Annotated in this window: 16 protein-coding genes and 1 pseudogene; 7 read left to right on the forward strand and 10 right to left on the reverse strand. The window is 64.0% G+C overall.

Going from position 1 to position 19238, the window contains the following annotated elements:
- Positions 1 to 174 precede the first annotated feature (174 nt).
- The 7 genes from infB to AC3WLT_RS09625 form a co-directional block, all read right to left on the reverse strand.
- Positions 175 to 3123 (reverse strand): translation initiation factor IF-2, encoded by a 2949-nt coding sequence (gene infB, locus AC3WLT_RS09595; RefSeq protein ID WP_492591644.1) that lies wholly within the window; start codon positions 3121 to 3123, stop codon positions 175 to 177.
- A gap of 94 nt (positions 3124 to 3217) precedes the next feature.
- The gene (nusA, locus tag AC3WLT_RS09600; protein ID WP_492591645.1) at positions 3218 to 4693 is read right to left on the reverse strand and encodes a transcription termination factor NusA; all 1476 of its coding nucleotides are present in this window, start codon (positions 4691 to 4693) and stop codon (positions 3218 to 3220) included.
- Positions 4690 to 5148 carry a ribosome maturation factor RimP gene (gene rimP / locus AC3WLT_RS09605; RefSeq protein ID WP_007182297.1) on the reverse strand — a complete coding sequence of 153 codons (459 nt, stop codon included), beginning with the start codon at positions 5146 to 5148 and terminating at the stop codon, positions 4690 to 4692. Before rimP ends, nusA begins: the two co-directional genes overlap by 4 nt.
- 531 nt (positions 5149 to 5679) lie before the next feature.
- Positions 5680 to 7554 (reverse strand): 23S rRNA pseudouridine(2605) synthase RluB, encoded by a 1875-nt coding sequence (gene rluB / locus AC3WLT_RS09610; protein WP_492591646.1) that lies wholly within the window; start codon positions 7552 to 7554, stop codon positions 5680 to 5682.
- Positions 7555 to 7617: 63 nt separating this feature from the next.
- Entirely contained in the window at positions 7618 to 8793 is a 1176-nt protein-coding gene (gene scpB, locus AC3WLT_RS09615) for an SMC-Scp complex subunit ScpB (protein WP_492591647.1), read from the reverse strand.
- Between the two features lie 353 nt (positions 8794 to 9146).
- Positions 9147 to 10370 (reverse strand): pyridoxal phosphate-dependent aminotransferase, encoded by a 1224-nt coding sequence (locus tag AC3WLT_RS09620; protein ID WP_492591648.1) that lies wholly within the window; start codon positions 10368 to 10370, stop codon positions 9147 to 9149.
- A gap of 174 nt (positions 10371 to 10544) precedes the next feature.
- Positions 10545 to 11447, reverse strand: coding sequence for a LysR family transcriptional regulator (locus AC3WLT_RS09625; protein WP_492591649.1), 903 nt, complete (start codon positions 11445 to 11447; stop codon positions 10545 to 10547).
- A gap of 410 nt (positions 11448 to 11857) precedes the next feature.
- Here AC3WLT_RS09625 and AC3WLT_RS09630 point away from each other — a divergent pair.
- Together AC3WLT_RS09630 and AC3WLT_RS09635 are read left to right on the forward strand one after the other, a co-directional pair.
- Positions 11858 to 12253 (forward strand): annotated as a pseudogene (locus AC3WLT_RS09630) (transposase); the annotation flags it as partial.
- A 296-nt stretch (positions 12254 to 12549) separates the two neighbouring features.
- On the forward strand, positions 12550 to 12804 hold the full coding sequence (locus AC3WLT_RS09635) for a hypothetical protein (RefSeq protein WP_492591650.1): 255 nt from the start codon (positions 12550 to 12552) through the stop codon (positions 12802 to 12804).
- Positions 12805 to 13090: 286 nt separating this feature from the next.
- On the opposite strand, the gene AC3WLT_RS09640 is transcribed toward AC3WLT_RS09635, so the two are convergent.
- The gene (locus AC3WLT_RS09640; RefSeq protein ID WP_492591651.1) at positions 13091 to 13414 is read right to left on the reverse strand and encodes a hypothetical protein; all 324 of its coding nucleotides are present in this window, start codon (positions 13412 to 13414) and stop codon (positions 13091 to 13093) included.
- Between the two features lie 267 nt (positions 13415 to 13681).
- Between AC3WLT_RS09640 and AC3WLT_RS09645 the strand changes: the two genes are divergently transcribed.
- The 3 genes from AC3WLT_RS09645 (at position 13682) to AC3WLT_RS09655 (ending at position 15429) form a co-directional block, all read left to right on the forward strand.
- Positions 13682 to 14401 (forward strand): YdcF family protein, encoded by a 720-nt coding sequence (locus tag AC3WLT_RS09645; RefSeq protein WP_492591652.1) that lies wholly within the window; start codon positions 13682 to 13684, stop codon positions 14399 to 14401.
- A 256-nt stretch (positions 14402 to 14657) separates the two neighbouring features.
- Positions 14658 to 14903: a hypothetical protein gene (locus AC3WLT_RS09650; RefSeq protein ID WP_492591653.1), complete on the forward strand. Its 246-nt coding sequence runs from the start codon at positions 14658 to 14660 to the stop codon at positions 14901 to 14903.
- A 268-nt stretch (positions 14904 to 15171) separates the two neighbouring features.
- Positions 15172 to 15429: a hypothetical protein gene (locus AC3WLT_RS09655; RefSeq protein WP_007182306.1), complete on the forward strand. Its 258-nt coding sequence runs from the start codon at positions 15172 to 15174 to the stop codon at positions 15427 to 15429.
- 249 nt (positions 15430 to 15678) lie between these two features.
- Here the strand turns inward: AC3WLT_RS09655 and AC3WLT_RS09660 are convergent, their stop codons facing one another.
- Positions 15679 to 15969, reverse strand: coding sequence for a putative quinol monooxygenase (locus AC3WLT_RS09660; protein ID WP_492591654.1), 291 nt, complete (start codon positions 15967 to 15969; stop codon positions 15679 to 15681).
- A gap of 597 nt (positions 15970 to 16566) precedes the next feature.
- Here AC3WLT_RS09660 and AC3WLT_RS09665 point away from each other — a divergent pair.
- Positions 16567 to 17862, forward strand: coding sequence for a sensor domain-containing phosphodiesterase (locus tag AC3WLT_RS09665; RefSeq protein WP_492591676.1), 1296 nt, complete (start codon positions 16567 to 16569; stop codon positions 17860 to 17862).
- Positions 17863 to 17986: 124 nt separating this feature from the next.
- On the opposite strand, the gene arfB is transcribed toward AC3WLT_RS09665, so the two are convergent.
- On the reverse strand, positions 17987 to 18391 hold the full coding sequence (gene arfB / locus AC3WLT_RS09670) for an alternative ribosome rescue aminoacyl-tRNA hydrolase ArfB (RefSeq protein ID WP_492591655.1): 405 nt from the start codon (positions 18389 to 18391) through the stop codon (positions 17987 to 17989).
- Between the two features lie 168 nt (positions 18392 to 18559).
- On the opposite strand from arfB, the gene AC3WLT_RS09675 reads away from it, so the two are divergent.
- Positions 18560 to 19201 (forward strand): VC0807 family protein, encoded by a 642-nt coding sequence (locus AC3WLT_RS09675; protein ID WP_492591656.1) that lies wholly within the window; start codon positions 18560 to 18562, stop codon positions 19199 to 19201.
- Positions 19202 to 19238 lie beyond the last annotated feature (37 nt).

A 19238-nucleotide genomic window follows, 5' to 3' on the forward strand; every position in this document is an offset into this window, starting at 1 on the left:
ATCCGTTCTGGCGGATAGCAAAGGTTGTTCGCGCGGGCCGCGGTTTTTTCCAGGCGGCGATGAAGCGGCTGGGACAACCGCCACGACCGCTGCGGGCGCGAAACGGCAGGGCCAAAAACAACGGGCGGAGCGGGCGTTGAAGCCCGCTCCGCCCCTTTAGCCGTGCCGCGTGAATTACAGCGTACGCGCGACTTCGGTAACCTCGAAGACTTCGAACTGATCGCCTTCGACGATATCGTTGAAGTTCTTGATCGACATACCGCACTCGAAGCCCTGACGGACTTCCTTCACGTCGTCCTTGAAGCGCTTGAGCGAATCGAGCTCGCCCGTAAAGATGACGACGTTGTTGCGCAGCACGCGCACCGACGACGAGCGCTTGACGAAACCGTCCGTGACCATACAGCCGGCCACCGCGCCGATCTTCGGTACCTTGAAGACCTGACGCACTTCGACCGTACCCGTCACGATCTCGCGCTTCTCCGGTGCCAGCATGCCCGACATCGCGGCCTTCACTTCATCCACTGCGTCATAGATGATGTTGTAGTAGCGAATATCGACGCCGTTGGCTTCCGCCAGCTTGCGAGCCTGTGCATCCGCACGGGTGTTGAAGCCGATGATGACCGCCTTCGAAGCCGTTGCCAGGTTGACGTCCGACTCGCTGATGCCACCCACGGCGCCGTGCACGATCTGCACGCGCACTTCGTCGGTGGACAGCTTGAGCAGCGACTGCACCAAAGCTTCCTGCGAACCTTGCACGTCGGCCTTGACGATGAGCGGCATGTACTGCACTTCGCCTTCGCCCATCTGCTCCAGCATGTTCTCGAGCTTCGCGGCCTGTTGCTTGGCCAGCTTGACGTCGCGGAACTTGCCTTGACGGAACAGCGCGACTTCACGCGCCTTGCGGTCGTCCGGCATGACGATCATTTCTTCGCCAGCCTGGGGCACTTCCGACAGACCCTGGATCTCGACCGGGATCGACGGGCCAGCGGACTTGGTCGGCTTGCCGGTTTCGTCGAGCATGGCTCGCACGCGACCGTAGGCGCTGCCTGCCAGCACCACGTCGCCGCGGTTCAGCGTACCGGACTGGACGAGGATCGTTGCAACCGGACCCTTACCCTTGTCGAGCTTCGCTTCGATGACGAGACCCTTGGCCGGTGCTTCGACCGGCGCCTTCAGTTCCAGCACTTCGGCTTGCAGCAGCACGTTTTCCAGCAGATCGTCGATACCCGCACCGGTCTTGGCCGACACCGGCACGAACGGCGAATCGCCACCGTATTCTTCCGGCACGACGCCTTCGGTGACCAGTTCCTGCTTGACGCGCTCCAGATTCGCTTCCGGCTTGTCGATCTTGTTGATCGCGACGACGAGCGGCACGCCGCCTGCCCTCGCGTGGGCGATCGCTTCCTTCGTTTGCGGCATCACGCCGTCGTCGGCTGCGACCACCAGAATCACGATGTCGGTTGCCTTCGCACCACGGGCACGCATGGCCGTAAAGGCTTCGTGACCTGGCGTGTCGAGGAACGTGACGACGCCGCGCGGCGTTTCGACGTGATAGGCGCCGATGTGCTGCGTAATCCCGCCTGCTTCACCCGCTGCAACCTTGGCGCGGCGGATGTAGTCGAGCAGCGACGTCTTGCCGTGGTCGACGTGGCCCATGACCGTAACGACCGGCGGACGCGGCAGTGCTTCCGCGTCGGAAACTTCGCCTTCGACCAGCATGGCTTCCGGATCGTCCAGCTTGGCCGCAACCGCGTGATGGCCCAGCTCCTCGACGATGATCATCGCCGTTTCCTGGTCCAGCATCTGGTTGATCGTGACCATCTGGCCGAGCTTCATCATCGACTTGATGACTTCCGATGCCTTCACCGCCATCTTGTGCGCCAGATCGGCGACCGTGATGGTTTCCGGCACGTGCACTTCACGCACGATCGGTTCGGTCGGCGCCTGGAACGTGGTGCTCTGATCCTGATGCTTGCCGCGACCCTTCGGGCCGCCGCGCCAGCCGCGATCGACACCGCCGCTCGTATCGCCGCGCGTCTTGATGCCGCGGCGCTTCGCTGCGTCGTCCTGCCAGCCGCCCTTGCCGGCGCCCGGCTTCTTCTTGTCGCCAGCCGACGGTGCGGCCGGAGCAGCCGGAGCTGCGGCAGCCGGCTTCTTGGCTGCCGGACGCGCCGGGGCTTCGCCTGCCGGACGCGCCGGCTTGTGCAGCGTGCCCTTGGCTTCCGCGGCCTTGGCCGGCTCAGCGGGCTTCGGTGCCGGTTCCGGCGCCTTGACCTGCGCCTTGCGCGGCGTGTTCATCATTTCGCGAATCGCACGCGCTTCGGCTTCCGCCGCCGCACGGCGCTTGCTGATTTCTTCCTGCTCGGCGCGCGTCTTTTCAGCGGCCTGACGCGCTGCGTCTTCCGCTTTCTTCGCTGCTTCGCGTTGAGCGGCGCGCTCTGCCGCGGCGCGCTCGTCGTCCTGCTCAGCCGCCGGCTCGGCGGCCTTGGCAGCGGCCGGCTCAGCCTTCGCGGCGGCCGGCTGGGCAGCGGCTTGCGGCGCTTGAGCCTTCTCGCGAGCAGCCGCTTCGGCCGCAGCCGCCGCGCGCTTCTTCGCCGCCTCTTCTTCCGCACGGCGGCGCTCGGCTTCGGCAGCCTGCTCGCGCGCCTGACGCTCGGCCTCTTCGCGTTCGAGTTGTTCCTGACGCGCCTTCAGCTCCTGAGCCTGCTTTTCGAGCAGCTCGGCTTCGTGACGAGCTTCCTCTTCACGACGCTGGAGTTCGAGGTCGTCCACGTCGGCTTCGGCCACATGATTCGATGCTTCCGCGCCTTCGGCGGCGGATTCGTCGCGGCGGACGAAGGTGCGCTTCTTGCGCACTTCGACCTGAATGGTGCGAGCTTTACCCGTCGCGTCGGACTGCTTGATCTCCGACGTATGCCGGCGCGTCAGCGTGATCTTGCGCTTGTCGGCATCGTTGGAGCCGTGCGACTTGCGCAAGTGGTCGAGCAGACGCGCCTTGTCCGCCTCGGACAGGTTGTCGTCTTCGCTCGCTTTCTGGACGCCCGCTGCCTGCAGCTGCTCGAGCAGCACGCCTGCAGGCATTTTCAGTTCCGCGGCAAATTGGGCTACGTTGTTACTCGCCATTCATTCCTCTTAATGCAAGGACCGATTCCTTGCGGTTAGCATCGGGTCATGCGGCCTGACGGCCGCGTTCAATTTAGTGCGCCATGGTCATTTCTCACTGGAACCAGTGTTCACGTGCTTTCATGATCAACGCCTTAGCGGCATCCTCTTCCATTCCGGTCATCTCGACCAGTTCATCCACAGCCAGCTCGGCGAGTTCGTCGCGCGTCTGGATCTGATGTTCGGCAAGCTTGGCGAGCAGGTCGGCGTCCATGCCTTCCAGGCTCTTCAGGTCGAGTGCCACATTTTCGACCTTTTCTTCATTCGCGATCGCCTGCGTCAGCAACGCGTCGCGCGAGCGATTACGCAGTTCATGAACGGTGTCTTCGTCGAATGCTTCGATTTCGAGCATCTCGTTGAGCGGCACATAAGCGATCTCTTCGAGGCTCGTGAAGCCTTCGTCGATCAGGATGTCGGCGACTTCCTCGTCGACATCGAGACGCGCCATGAACAGGTCGCGCAGTACGCCGCGTTCCTGATTCTGCTTCTGCGCAGATTCGTCCGGCGTCATGATGTTGATCTGCCAGCCGGTGAGTTCGCTGGCAAGACGCACGTTCTGGCCGCTGCGGCCGATCGCGACCGCCAGTTCGTTTTCGTCTACGACGACGTCCATCGAATGCTTTTCTTCGTCGACGACGATCGACTGGACGGCTGCCGGCGCGAGCGCGCCGATCACAAACTGGGCGGGATCTTCCGACCATAGCACGATGTCGACGTTTTCGCCACCGAGCTCGTTACGCACGGCCTGCACGCGCGAACCGCGAATGCCGACGCAAGTGCCGATCGGATCGATGCGCTTGTCGTAAGCGACCACGCCGATCTTGGCGCGCACGCCCGGATCGCGCGCCGCCGCCTTGATTTCCAGCAGGCCCTGTTCGATTTCCGGCACTTCCATTTCGAACAGCTTCATCAGGAATTCAGGCGCCGTACGCGACAGTTCGATCTGCGGACCACGCGCGGTGCGATCGACCTTGGCGATATAGGCGCGCACGCGGTCGCCCACGCGCAGGTTTTCCTTCGGAATCAGCTGGTCGCGGCGCAGCAGCGCTTCGACACGGCCGGTTTCGACGATGAAGTTACCCTTGTCCAGGCGCTTGACCGAGCCGGTCATGATGCTTTCGCCGCGCTCGAGGAAGTCGTTCAGGATCTGCTCGCGCTCGGCGTCACGCACCTTCTGCAGGATCACCTGCTTGGCGGCCTGCGCGCCGATGCGGCCGAATTCGATCGACGGCACCGGTTCCTCGATGAATTCGTCGAGCTGGATTTCGGGCTTCTGTTCACGTGCTTCGAACAGCAGAATTTCCTGATCCGGCTCCTGCAAACCGGCTTCGTCCGGCACCACGCGCCAACGGCGAAACGTTTCGTGTTCGCCGCTTTCACGGTCGATCTGGACGCGGATGTCCGCGTCTTCTTCGAAGAGTTTCTTGGAGGCCGAAGCGAGGGCCGCCTCGAGCGCGGCAAATACCACGTCTTTGTCGACGTTCTTCTCGCGTGCCAGCGCATCCACCAGCATCAACACTTCGCGACTCATTGTTTGCGGCTCCTAAAGTCAACTTTCGGAACGAGGCGTGCTTTATCCATGTCCGCGAGCGTGAAATCAAGCATCGCGGCGCCTTCCTTCCCTTCAAATTCCAGACCGATCGTCTCGCCTTGCGGGGCATGCAGAATGCCCCGGTACGATTTCCGTCCGTCCAATGGCTTTTTCAATGTGATAACCACTTCGCTGCCCGCGAAGCGTTCGAAATCCGCCAGTTTTTTCAGCGGGCGATCGAGACCCGGCGACGACACTTCAAGCCGCTCGTAATCGATATTTTCGACCGTCAGAACGTGCTGGAGCTGACGCGTGACTTTCTCGCAGTCTTCGATCGCGATGCCGGCCGGCTGGTCGATATAAATACACAACATGCCGCGCCCGGTGCGCTCGAGATCGACGAGCTCGTAGCCGAGTCCCACGACCGTGGTTTCAATCAGTTCCGTCAGTTGCACAGTGCCCTCTAAGATGTTCGCGCGGCGAGCGCCGCTTGTTTTGCAAACAATCCATGCGGGCCGCGCGCCAAGCCGGCGCACGTTCGTGCTACCCGAGATGCCGAACCACGATGAACTGAGCGGCAAAAAAAAATGGGCTAAACGCCCATCATCTTATTACCGGTGGTCGCACCTGAGCCGCACATGAAAAGCCGCACGCCCAGCGACTTCGCGATTGTAGCCATTTTTCGGGACAAACGCAAACCGCAGAACGCCGCGTGAAGCGCATTTCCGCTTGATTTTCATGGCAATCCTGCAACGCTATATCAACGATACGGCGACGGCTTCAGCCTTTTGCAAGCTGATTCGCACCATGCACCAACGGCGGCCAGCGAATCGGGCAAGAAACTCTGCCCCTACTTATGCGCACGCCACCGTTTTTATGCGCGACATAAAACCCGCAGTGCTTATCAATTGATTCTCACGGCAGCCTGACGCAATCGCCAAAGAACAAACGACCGCGCCGGCTGCCCTGCCAACTGCGACTACCGCTTAACGGCCCCGCGAGCGGCCGCGCGGCGCGCCGCCGCCACGATTGGCGCCGCCCGCGTTGGTGTTGCCGCCGCCAGCACGATTGGCGTTACCGCCGCGATTGCCGCCCGGCCCGCGGTTGCCGCCGCCCGGATTGGCGCTGTTGCCGCCGGCGCGCTTGCCGCCACCCGCGGCCCGATTGCCATTGCCCGACGGCGCACGATTGCCGTCGACGTCACGGCCGCCACGCGGGCCGCCCACGCCGCCGCCCGTCGGGCCGCTGAAGCCACCAGCGCCGCGGCCCGCACCGCGACTGCCGTAGCCGCCGCCGAAACCGGAGCCCGCGCCACCGCCACCGCCGCCACCGCCGCCGCCGAAGCCGCCGCCCGCCGCACCGCGCCGGCCCTGGCCACGAGGCTGCTGCTGGTCGAAACGGCCATGCGACATCAGCACCGGCTCGCGGCTGATGAAGCCCATCGACGTCTGCATCGGATCCGGCTGCTTGCGCTCGGGCGCGGCATTGCGGCCACCCCGTTCTTCAGTGGGCGCCTTCAGACCGACCGAGGCCATCAACGCGCGCACCTGATTGTCTTCGAGTTCTTCGTAGCGGCCGCGCTTCAAGCCCTTCGGCAGCGAAATCGGGCCGTGTCGCGTACGGATCAGACGGCTGACCATCAGGCCGGCCGCTTCGAACATGCGGCGCACTTCGCGGTTACGCCCTTCGGCGAGCGCGACGTGATACCAATGGTTGGTGCCCTCGCCACCACCGTCACGAATACGCAGGAAGTTCGCCGGGCCGTCTTCCAGCTCGACGCCGTGCAACAGCTTCTGACGCATCCCTTCAGCCAGCTCGCCGACCACGCGCACCGCATATTCACGCTCGACGCTATAACGCGGATGCATGAACCGGTTTGCCAGATCGCCCGAGGTGGTCAGCATCAGCAGACCTTCGGTGTTGAAGTCGAGGCGGCCGACCGCGAGCCACTTGGCGGTCTTCATGGGCGGCAGCTTGTCGAACACGGACGGACGGCCCTCCGGATCGGCGTGGCTGACGATTTCGCCCGTCGGTTTGTGATACAGCAGCACGCGCGGCGGCTTGTTGGCCAGCTTGCGCTTGACCGGCTTGCCGTTGATGCGGACCTGGTCGGTCGGCATGATGCGCTGGCCGATGTGCGCAGGTTCGCCGTTCACCGATACCCGGCCGGCCACGATCAGCTCTTCCATGTCGCGGCGCGAGCCCATGCCGGCTTCGGCCAGCACCTTGTGCAGCTTCGGCGCGTCGTCGTCCGGCGACAGCACGCGCTTGGGCGCAGCCGGCTTGCCACGGCGCAGCATCGGGGCGCGCACGCCGCCAGTGGCGTTGTTGTCCGCATCGAAAGCAGGCGACGTGACATACGAAAACAGATCGTCCTGACTGGCTTCAGTCGCCGCTGCCGGCGCCTCGCCGCCGCGGCGGTTCTGACGCTGACCGCCTTCGCGCGGCTGACGCTCGCGAGGTCCGCCTTCGCGAGGTCCGCCTTCGCGGGGCGCGCCGTCACGCTGACCGCCTTCGCGCTTCGCGCCGCCCGCGTTGCGGCGCGGCCCCTGGCCCTTGGCGCCCGCATCCTTGCGCGGCATACGCACTTGCGCGACGACTTCGCCGTCCGGCGGTGCCTCGGTGACGACCGGCGCGCCTTCGGCGCCCTTCGTCTTCGCTCCGGCGCGGCGCCGCGCAATCAGGCTGCGCGGCCCGCGACGCAGGCCACGGCGCGGACGGTCTTCACCGTCTGCTTCCGTGGTCTGCGCCGGGCGCTCGCCCTCGCCTGCTGACGCTTGCGTGGTGCGCGCTTCGTCAGCGCGCGCCGACGGCACGGCGCGCTCGGATTCGGACGAATCGGTGTCGTGGGTATGTGTCAAAACAACCTCAAAATGTCAGGTCGCGCGCGCCCGTTGCGGGCGCGGCAAAAAAGTTCGGTTACGTCAGGCGCTGCGCGACTCGGGTTCGTCGTCGGTCAGGACACCTGCGTCCTGTGCAGCATCGCGGCGATCCTCTGGATCGCCGTGCGCCGCCGTGGTCGGGTTCGGCTCGGTGGTGTGCTCCGTTTCGCGGAGTACGCCCGAGCCGTGCGCGGGTATTGCCGGATCGGCCTGGGAGACCGAATCGTGATTCAGTGCAGGCTCGGCGGCGCCGGCCTGCGGTTCAACGTGTGCAGCTTCAGCATGCTCTTGCGTGGCCGGAATGGCAGCGGCGTCCTGATGCGGCTCGGACGCCGGCGCGGCATCCGCAGCGCTATCGGCCGGCTCGCCACGCTGCGGCTGATCGTGCAGCGCTTGATGCTCTTTAGCAGGTTCCGCTCCCGCTTGTTCGACGTCGGCGCCATCGGCGTGACTCGCCGGGTCTGCGGATTCAGAGTCTGCGGATTCAGTATGCAGCGTCTTGCCCGCTGCTGCTTGTGGGGCGCTCTGTTCCGCGTCGCTCCCAGTCGCGCCGAAGGATTCAGCCGCAACCGGATCAGCTTCGACCGCGGCAGTTTCCGCATCCGCTTCGGGCTCAACCGCCTCGCCCGAGGCCAGCGCCTGCGCGGCTTCAGCGTCGGCGAACTCGATCGCGTGCTGCCCGAGCAGATCCGCATTCAGCTGCGCCGACGGATCGGCAAGCGGCGGCAATTCGTCGAGCGCCTTCAAACCCAGGTCGTCGAGAAACTGCCGCGTGGTCGCGTACAGCGCCGGACGGCCCGGAACATCACGATGGCCGATCACTTCGATCCAGCCCCGATCCTCGAGCTGCTTGACGACCTGCGTATTCACTGTGACGCCGCGAATCTCTTCGATATCGCCGCGTGTGACCGGTTGCCGATACGCGATGATCGCGAGCGTTTCGAGCACCGCGCGCGAATATTTCGGCGGTTTCTCGGGATGCAGACGATCCAGGTACGAACGCATCGCGGGCTTGCTTTGAAACCGCCAGCCCGAAGCCAGCCCGACCAACTCCACACCGCGCCCAGACCAATCCTGCTTGAGGTCTTCGAGCAAAGTCCGAACGGCATCTGCCGACACGCCGTCGGCAAAGAGCTTGCGCAGTTCGCCGAGCTTTAACGGCTCCTGCGCGCAGATCAAAGCAGTCTCGAGGACGATCTTCGCCTCTTGGGTATTCATGCAGCCAGGTCGACCTTATGAGTTAGGGTCAAAGAACCGGATCAAACAGACGATGTGGAACTGAAGACGCGCTCGCCCGATTCTGATCGGTCATATTGATGGGAGCACGCACCGGGGGGAGGCGAAACAGGCAATCGAGCCAAACCCAGCCGGACGGAGCAGCGAAATTCCTGAAAGGAACCGCGTGACTGAGCGCCATATTACGCAAAAACAATCGGTGCGTAAAGACGAAATCCCGAACGAAATCCGCCGCGCATTTTCCGCGGATGTTCTGGCCCATCTGCTTCAGAGCAAAAGCGTACGAAATTCGACCTGAAACCCTCCTCTCCGGCCGGCTTCGCCTCCGCCATCGTTCAATGTGCGCCGTGCTGCGCGAGAAACCGCTTCAGACGCTCGACGCCCGTGTCCAGCCGCGCCGTGTCGCAGGCATAGCACCAGCGCACGAAACCCTCGCCCTGCGGGCCGAACGCGCTGCCGGGCGCCACACCCAGCCCCACTTCGCGCACCAGCGCCTTGCACAACTCGAGACTGCGCGAGGCCCCCGGCATCGAAAAAAACAGATACATCGCACCCGGCGGTGTCTTCAGGTCGACGCCCGGCACCGCGGACAGCGCCCGCACCAGATGATCGCGCGACGCCGCAAGATCGCGCACCAGCTCCTGCGTGAAGCGCTCGCCCTGCTGGACGGCCGCGATGCCCGCCTGCTGCACGAAAGCGGGCGCGCACGAGGTGTTGTATTCGACCAGTTTGCCCAGATCGTCCATCAGCGCGGCCGGCGCGACGATCCAGCCGAGCCGCCAGCCAGTCATCAGCCATGCCTTCGAGAACGAGTTCACGCAGATCACGCGTTCGTCGCGCGCGGCCAGATCGAGAAAGGACGGCGCAGTGCGTGACCGGGCGCCGCCGGCGCCGATGCCGGCATCCTCGTAATAAAGACGCTCGTAGACTTCGTCCGCGACAATCCAGATGCCGTGGCGCCGGCAATGCGCCAGCACGGCGCGCTGCTCGTCGCGGCTCATCACCCAGCCGGTCGGATTGTTCGGCGAGTTGACGAGCAGCATCTTCGTGTCCGGCGTGAGGGCGGCCAGCAATTGCTCGAGCTCGAGCTGCCAGCCGTGTTCGCCATAACCGAGCGCCACCGTTTCGACATGCGCGCCGAGAATCTTCGGGATCTCGACCAGGTTGGGCCACAACGGCGTCACCGCGACGACACGGTCGCCCGCGCCCACCACCAGCTGCGCGGCCAGCATCAGCGCATTGACGCCCGCGCTCGTCACCGCGACGTTATCGGACGAAGTCGGACCGTGCAGTTCGCTGACGTAGTCAGCGAGCGCGGCGCGCAACGGCGCGATGCCCAGGTTGTGCGTATAGAAGGTCGCGCCGGCGGCCAACGCAGCGCTGGCGGCGTCGCGGATGAAAGCCGGCGTCACCCGGTCGGACTCGCCGAACCAGAACGGCAGCACGTCGGCGACGCCGAAACCGGCGTTGGCGACTTCGCGTATCTGCGAAGGACGCAGTGCGCGCACGGCTTCGCGCGCGTTAGGGATGGATGGCACAGGCAGATCCGATTCGCTCATCGAGGCTTCCACACGAATGACAGGTCAAGGTCGAGGTTCAGGAAAGGCGACAGTTTAGCGCGATGCCTGTTTGCGAGGCGGCGAAGCCACCGGGCGAGCAGCCGCGGCGGCGCCCCCACGAGACGCCAAACGCGCACTCGCACCCATTGCGCATCACCCGCGCACCAAAGGACTTCAGCCCAGATCCTCAGCCCGCGCCGGCAATTGCCGGATCAGGCCCCACACCGTCTCCGCCGCCGGCGACAGCGACCGGTCGCGCCGCCGCACCAGTTCGACCGTGCGTTCGGCGCGCGGCACCAACGGCCGCGCCACCAGCGAGGCGTCCGCCGGCAAAGGCAAAGCCAGCCACGGCAGCACGCTCACGCCCACGCCCGCCTCGACCAGCCCAAAAACGGTCGCCGAATGCCCCAGCTCCTGCACCACCGTGGCGCTGACGCCGTGCTCGTTCATCACCGCGTCGATGATCGGCCGGCTGCCGGACGCATAGTCGAGCATGACGAGCCGCTCGCCCTCGAGATCCGTCCACGCCACCTGTTTCTGAGCCGCCAGCGGATGATCGTCGCGCGACACGACGCAGAACGAATCTGTCATTAGCGATTCGCTGACGAGGTCGTCGGCGGAAAACGGGCCGATGATGACGCCGAAATCGACTTCGCCCGATTTGACCTTGCGCACCACGTCGCTTTGCACGTCGTCGCGCAAACCCAGCGCAATGTACGGGAATTGCCGGCCGCACGACGCCACCACGCCGGGCATCAACCGGCAGGCCACCGTCGGGCTGGCCGCGACCACCACGCGGCCACGCCGCTGCTCGCCGATTTCGCGAATCTCGCGCAGCGCGCCGTCCAGATCGGTCAACAGACGCGACACGCTCGACACCAGGTTGCCGCCGACGTCAGTGAGCTGCACCTCGCGCGTGGTGCGGTCGATCAGCTTGAGGCCGATTTCGCCCTCCAGTTCGCGCACGCAGCGGCTGACCGCCGATTGCGTCAGGCCGATCTCATCGCCCGCGCGGCTGAAGCTCTGCAAACGGGCCACCTCGATGAAAACCCTGAGCTGACGCAGCGTCACATTCATTTGCTGGCCTCATCAATAACGTCATTTGATGCGCATTGTATGGCGAAATGCCGCGCAGGCGCCGTGCCGGATTACCTCGCTGCAATGCAGCAATGAGGCGCAAACGCACGCTGGCCGGGCTTGATTGCACAAGATTGGTGATTGTCCCGATTTGCGAGATGGGTTTTTTAGATTCTTATACGCCCCTAGCTAGCGCCCGCGCTGGCCCGCTGTTACGGGGCTTTCAGGCAGTCGGACTCAACTTGGCACACTTCCTGCATTTACATGCACACAGGGTCGGCGCCATGACTTCTGACTGCATAGCAGACCGTGGCAAGCCCGACCCCCCCTTGGCACTCGCCCATCGAGTGCATGGAGAGTGCGCGGCGCGGGGCAGCGCACCGGAGTTAGCTTCGCTGAGGTGAAACATGATGCTGTTCGACGATTTGAGAGACAACGAGTGGGCGCTGGTCGAGGCGTTGTTCTGTGCGGAGCCAGCACGGAGTGAACGGCGCGGTCGGCCACGCGTGGAAGCACGCGCGGTTGTCAACGCTGTGCTTTGGGTGCTGTCGACGGGCGAAGGCTGGTCCAAGCTGCCCGGCCGGTATCCGTCGCCGCCGACTTGCCGCCGCCGCTTCGACGAGTGGCAAGCCGATGGTACGCTCGCCGAAATAGTTAAGCGACTCGGCACGAGCGGCCGCGAAATTTCGCTGCGTGGGCGCATTGGCGCGACCGCCGCGAAACCGCCGGCACCGCCGAGCCGCGACCGTCTGCGTGGCGCGTTCTGGACCAATCCGGAATCGTGGCGCGCGCCGGTCAAGATGGCCTGACGCGAATTGTTTTGCCTCCGGGCGCCTGCGGGCGCCCGGCGTGTATCCGGGGCCGCCCGCGCGTTCACGCGCTTGGCCGGCCTGTCATGGGCACCGCTCCACGGCGCGCCCATCCTGGTCGTCCGCTTCAGCTTCCCCGAGTTTGCCGTCGCGCGGTTTCAGATAGGTGAAGCCGCACGAATGTTGCCGGTGAAACATCCATTTACTATTACTTACAGCGTGCTTTCGCTACTCGGCATACCGTATGTGTATGCAAACAGGCCTTGAGTCGATCGGCTTGACGGGAGCTCAGCATGAAACCAATGTCACTGCTTCTGTGCGGCATTGTCGTTTCATCAATGGCCGCACCGGCGCTCGCACAGCAGCGCCCGCAAGGCGGGAACTCGCGGACGGATCACACGGCCTCGGTTGACGCCTGGCAACAAAGCGCAACGCGCAACCGCGACTTCACGCCGCCGGCGCCGCGAGGCGATTTGCGCGGCGATATCGCAAGCAATGTCCGCGCACGGCCCGAACCGCCACGGGAAGATCCGCCGCGCCGCCGCTAGGTGCGGGCGTCTCGTGCGCCATACGCCGAAAGTTACAGTGCGCTGTAGTGCGAATTAAGCGATTGGGGGAACCACCCGGCGCTGAACCAGTCTGATTTAACGCCATTAGCACAGCGTGGCAGTAGTAATTCCGGTACGCCCGTATCCTTGCGATACGGGCTTTTTTTTCGCCAATTGTTTCGCTCAAACAGGGAAGGCCCGGGCCGCGCCCGCGAATCAGCAGAAAATAAACTTGCCGCCGGCCGCGTCGTGCAGCCGGGGAAATAACGCCAGTCCGCCGAGGGCCCTAAGGCCTGACTTCGAGAGCGGCTGCAGGCCGCGTTTCGGCTGTGGCGACGACGTAGTCGTTCATTCGCTGCGCAGACCAGCTCAGCAGGCGCTCACTGTGCTCGAGTCGTGCGAACTCGGCTCTGCCCCGCTCGGTCAGCACGGCAATATCGACGGGAGCATGAAAACCCGGTGCAGGCGCGACCGTGCGCTGCCGGACAGTGTCCATCAGGCCCAGCGCCCGGAGATATTGAAATACACCCGGCCGTCTGGCCCATGGGACCTGGCGATATTGCGCTCGCCGCAGCGCTTCAAGTACCGCTTCGTTGGAATACGTGGTCATCTCACTTCTTTCTTAAAGTGCAGCTATGACACATCTTTGCCCAACACGTCACCGCGCCACCAGTGATGCGCATAGCACCGCCCGTGACTGAAAGCCGGCTGTACGTAGGCGATGCCGCCAGCTCCCGCCAGGTTCTGCTTGGTCTCGTTTTCAGGACCCCCGTCGCGACGCATGATAGCGTTCTGTCCACAAGCCGACGATGCAACCGCTGCGGCGCGATAGCAAGCTGGTGGATTGTCCCGAAAGTCATACGTTACCCCATTTAAATTGATTCTATTCACTTTATTAGCGCTTTTTTTTGCAGCAATCGTGCTATGGAAACGCGTCCGCCGACACCTTGCCGTTTGCACGGTTGCCCTGTTCTGGCTGCTCGCCGCCGGCTGGCTAACCGCCCCGTTGCTCGAACTGGCGCAGCCGCATCGGCAGACGAACGCACCCGCGACGTTCGCGCCGCGCACGGCGATCATCATGCTGGGCGGCGGCACCGAGTACGACGATGAAGACGAACTGGTTCCGCCGCGCGACGTGCTTGCGCGCATCGCGGTCAGCGCCGACAACTACGCCGCCTGCAAGCGCACCGCGGCGACGTGCGCGGTGATCGTGAGCGGCGGCAACCCACAGCGGCATCGCGCGACCGAAGCCGATACCTACCTGCCCTACCTGCTGCGCAAACAGGTGCCGCGCGCGGATATCGTGCTGGAAAATCGCAGCCGCACAACGTACGAAAATGCGCGCAACGTATCGGCTATCGTCGAACGCACACGCTACGATTCGTTGATACTCGTTACCTCCGCGTATCAGATGCCTCGCGCATTGCTCGACTTCCATCGCTTTGGGCTCGCACCGCAACCATTGATTTCCAGTGCGCGGCGCGCACATCTCGGTCTACTACCGTGTTATGACAATCTTGTGAGTGCGGAAATTGCACTGCACGAACTGGTTGGGATTGCACAGTTTCACGTCTACCGTGCAATCGGATGGTTCTGAATTACCGCTGTAATGAAAAGCGCTTTATTTAGCGATACGAAGATTTTTAAACACGAGCAAGACACAGCAGCATGCTATACGGAATCTCGCGCCCGGTATTGGCTGTGGGCGGACCGTGGGCGGTGCGTAACAAGATGTAACCAATTGTCAACGCCGTTACAAACGTCCGCTGGAGCGGATATTGCTGGCTAGAATGCATTGTCTTTCCGATTGGACAGGCAAATACTCGGGTCCACAACCACTCTACGGAGGTAACATGAAGAAAGTGTCCCTGGCGATCCTGGTTTCCCTCAGCGCCGTAACGGGCGCGGCTTATGCGCAGGACAACGGCGTCATGATGAGCACCGATCCGGCCAAGGCCGCTGACGTCGAACAGCGTGCGCAAGATTTGCAAAACCGGCAGCAAGCAATGGAAAGCGCGCCGGCCATGCCGGCTGCCAAACATCACAAAGCTGCCCCGCATCATAAGAAGGCGGCCAAGGCCGAGGCCGCGAGTTCGTAAGCGTAGCTGACAGTGTCACCCGCGGCCTCGCCGCGAAGGTGAAAAGCCGAATCCGGCGCCGCCGGCTTCGGCTTTTTTGTTGTCTAATGGACTCGAGAAGGACCTGAGAACGTGCGATGCGTGGCGCGCCGGCCTGGGCTTCGTTAAAGAAGTGCTACCGGGTTCCACACGCGCCTGCGCGCAGCGGACGGTATGCTAAAGTCGCGCACCGACCGGAAGCCCAGCCGGAATCCCCCTAACCCGTGCGCACCTTGGTGCGGAGGACAGCATGAGCAACATCCAGCTAGATATCGAATGGACTGAAGCAGCATCCCGCAAAATCGAAAAACTGATGCCGCGCGGCGGTCAGGAAGCGTTCCTCGCGCTGCCGCCCGTCGAGTGCCTGCCGATGGAAGGCGACGTGCTGTTTCTCGGCCCGGACGGCAAGCAGCAACCGTTCATCGTCGCGGAGCGCCAATATCATCACGATGGCGACGCCGACTGGACCATCATCCTGATTCTCGACGTCCCGCAAGCGACGCACTAAAAGCAAACGGCGAGCGAAGCACAAGCCCAATCGGGCCACGCGGCTCGCTCGCCGTTACCGGGCGGTTCACATCGCGCTGAACCGCCTTTCATCCGCTTTGCATTCCGCTTCGCGCCTCGCTTCACATCCCGCTTCACATCCCACTTCACATTCCGCTTCACATCCCGCTTCACATCCCGCTTCACATCCCGCTTCACATCCCGCTTCGCGTCCCGCTCTGCATCCCGCGCTCACCTCGCTACGCACTCGCTACGCGATCTTCGACACGACGCGAATTTCCGCATGCTCGACCCAATCCGCCACAGCTTTCCTGTAAGCCTGAATATGCGCGGATCTGGCATGCGCGGCCAACGCCTCCTGACTTTCCCAGCGCTCGACAAACACGAACCGGCGCGGCTCCTCCACGTCGCGATGCAAGTCGTATTGAAGCGCGCCCTGCTCCTTGCGGGTCGGCCCGACGATGCCTTCAAGCGCTTCACGCAATTGCTCTTCATAGCCCGGTTTTGCCACCGAGATTGCGACCACCGCGATTTCCGCCATGCTTGACTCCGTTTCACGAAAAGCAGCAGCATACCCGCCACCCGGCAAACGTGCAGGCGGCCAGGACCGGCCACCCGCCAAACGTCTGAGCACCGTCCTTGCCTGGAGTTTGGCGGGCATCCGCTTACCGCCCTGATACGCTCGGCTTTATAAGGTTCGGCTTTATACGTTCGGTTTTATACGTTCGGTTTTATACGTTCGGCTTCATAGGTTCGGCTTCATAGGTTCGGCTTCATCCGCGCAATTCATGGGCCAGTCTCAGAGGCTCAGATGCCCGAGGCAAACGTCGGCGAATCACACGCAGACGCCTGCGGCGCCGTGTCGAACTCGCGTTCCGGCGGCCGGTTTGCCGCGAATCCACCGTTGCCCGCGTCTGTGATAACCCGCACATTCATGCGAAGTGCGAGCTGTTAGACTGGTTTTGACTAATCCGCCGGAGTCCAGCATGGCTGGTATCGCTCTCCGCGTTCCCGAGCCTTGCCTGCCTCCCCCTGCCGGCGCTTGGGCTTTGCATCTATCGCGCGCACAATCCGTTTGTGCGCCCCGTCACCCGCCGCTTGCTGCGATGTCCTTATGCCCGCTCTCATGTCCGCCCTTATGCCAACCGTCAGCGAATTGACCCTGAGCGGCCTGCTCCCACATCTGGTCCGGGACGAGTCCGGCTGGACCGCGACGTGGCGCGCGCTGACCTTGCACAGCGTGTTCCAGCCGGTGCTGTCGGTGACGCATCAATGCGTGGTCGGCTATGAGGGGCTGCTGCGCGCGTTCGATCCGGTCGGCTTGCCAGTGTCGCCGGAGGTACTGTTTTCCGGCACCCGTTCGGCCGCCGATGCACGCGAGCTCGACCGCATCGCGCGCTGCCTGCACGTGGCGAATTTCATGGAGCAAGGCATCGAGACCGGCTGGCTCTTCCTGAATACGCGCCCGCAGGTATTCGAAACCGGCTGGCCGCAACGCGCCTTCATCGACGAGCTTTCGGCGCACTTCGGCCTGCCGCAGGAGCGCATCGTGATCGAAGTGCTCGAACAGCCGGCCGACGACGAATCCGCCGTCGCGAGCATGCTCGCCGCTTCGCAGCCGCGCGACTTCCTGATCGCGATCGACGACTTCGGCACCGGCTTCTCGAACTTCGACCGCGTGTGGCGCTTCCGTCCCGACATCGTCAAGCTCGACCGCTCGCTGGTGGCGCGTGCCGGCAAGCGCGAGGGCGACGGCTCGATGATCAGCCACCTGATCGCGATGCTGCATCAGTCCGGCACGCTGGTGCTGGCCGAAGGCGTCGAAACCGACGAAGAACTGATGATCCTGATGCAGGCCGACGTCGATTTCGTGCAGGGTTTCTGGCTCGGCCAGCCGCAGGGCTCGGTGCAGGCCGCGTGTGCGAAGGTGCCCGCGCTGATCGAGTCGATGTGGAGCAAGTTCGCCGACTACGAACGCGCGCATGCTGGCCACCAGCGGCTCGGCTTCGAAGGTTTCGCCGAAGCGGTGCTGGCCGCCGCCGACACGTTCAAAGCGACCGGCGATCTGCAGCAGGCGGCGCAAAACGTCTGGCATTTGCACGAGGCGCGCCGGGTGTTCGTCACCGACAGTCAGGGAGAACAGACTCAGCCGTCGGTGACAGCGGCGGCGGTGCCGTCGCCGCCGCCGCGGCTCGCGCCGCTCTACGCCAACACGCGCAGCAACTGGTCGCGGCGGGCCTATTTCAAGCACGCTTTGGCCGCTCCGGGGCGCGTCGCAATGATGGGTCCGCACTATTCGCTGGCCGACGGCGAAGACTGCTACACCGCGGCGATCGCGTTCGACTGCGACGGTACCCACGTGCTATGTGTCGACTTCGTGCCGACACCCTCGCCCGCCCGCACGCGTTCCACGGGCCGGGGCGGCAAGCGCTGAGCGTTCGCCGTTCGCCGTTCGCCGTTCGCCGTTCGCCGTTCGCCGTTCGCCGTTCGCCGTTCGCCGTTCGCCAGGCCGTTTTATGCCGGCATGACCGCCCGCGCCAGCGGATTTTCCAGTTCCTTCAGTCGACCACCCGGCCGCGGCCGGATTTGATCTCGCTGCGCTTCGCCTTGCCGTCGAGGCGGCGCAGATTCGACGCGCGCGTCGGCCGGGTCGCGACGCGCGGCTTGCGCGTCACGCTGACGCTTTCGATCAGTTCGTCGAGCCGCGCGAGTGCCGCCGAGCGGTTCATCTCCTGGGTGCGATGCTCCTGCGCCTTGATGATCACGACGCCGTCGCGCGTGAGCCGATGGTCGGACAGCGCAAGCAGGCGCATTTTCAGCACCTCGGGCAGCGACGAAGCCTGGACGTCGAAACGCAGATGGATGGCGCTCGACACCTTGTTGACGTTCTGACCGCCCGCCCCTTGCGCGCGCACTGCGGTCAACTCGATTTCATTCGGCGGGATCGGGTAACGGGAGGTCATGACGCAATAAAGGGCTAGGAAATGCAAGTGTACACAGGGCGCTGCCGACTACCGACTACCATCGGCGACCCAACCGCTATCGGCCGCGCCCGCCGATGCGAAAAACTATTTGCGTGCGAACAATCTATTCATCGATACTGCCATTTTCCGCTTACAGCGTAAATTCATATGAAGCTCCGCCCGGGTTTTGTACTGGAACTGGCCGTCAACTTCCTGCTGCCGTGGCTCGCTTACCGGTTCGCGCTGCCTCATCTGGGCGAAACGGGCGCGCTGATCGCGTCCGCCGTGCCGCCGATTATCTGGAGCCTGATCGAGCTCGCGCGATTGCGCCGCGTCGACGCGCTGAGCGTGATAGTCGTGGCGGGCATCGTGCTGTCGGTCGCGGCGATGGCGCTGGGCGGCAGTCCACGCATGCTGTTGCTGCGTGAATCGCTGGTGTCTGGCGCGGTGGGCGTGGTGTTTCTGCTGTCCTTGCCGATGCGCCGCCCGCTGATCTTCTATCTTGCGCGCGCCACCGTCGCCCGTGAAATGGAGGGCGGCGCCGCCCGCTTCGAGGCATTGTGGCGCGAGCGCCCTGCTCTCGCCGCTTCGCTGTGGCTGATGACGCTGGTCTGGGGCGTCGGCCTGACCAGCGAAACGGCGCTGCGTGCGTGGATGGCCCTCACGTGGCCGATCGAGCGTTTCCTGGTGGTCTCGCCGTTCATCGGCTACGGCATCTACGGCGGCCTGACGCTGTGGACGGTGTGGTATCGCAAGACCATGCGCAGCCGGGCGGAGGCGCACGTGCAGCCGGGCGGTATCGCGAACTGAGCGGCACGCCGCCTTTATCGTCCTTAACACTGTCCTC

It is taken from the genome of Paraburkholderia sp. FW306-2-2C-D06C (assembly GCF_058781505.1).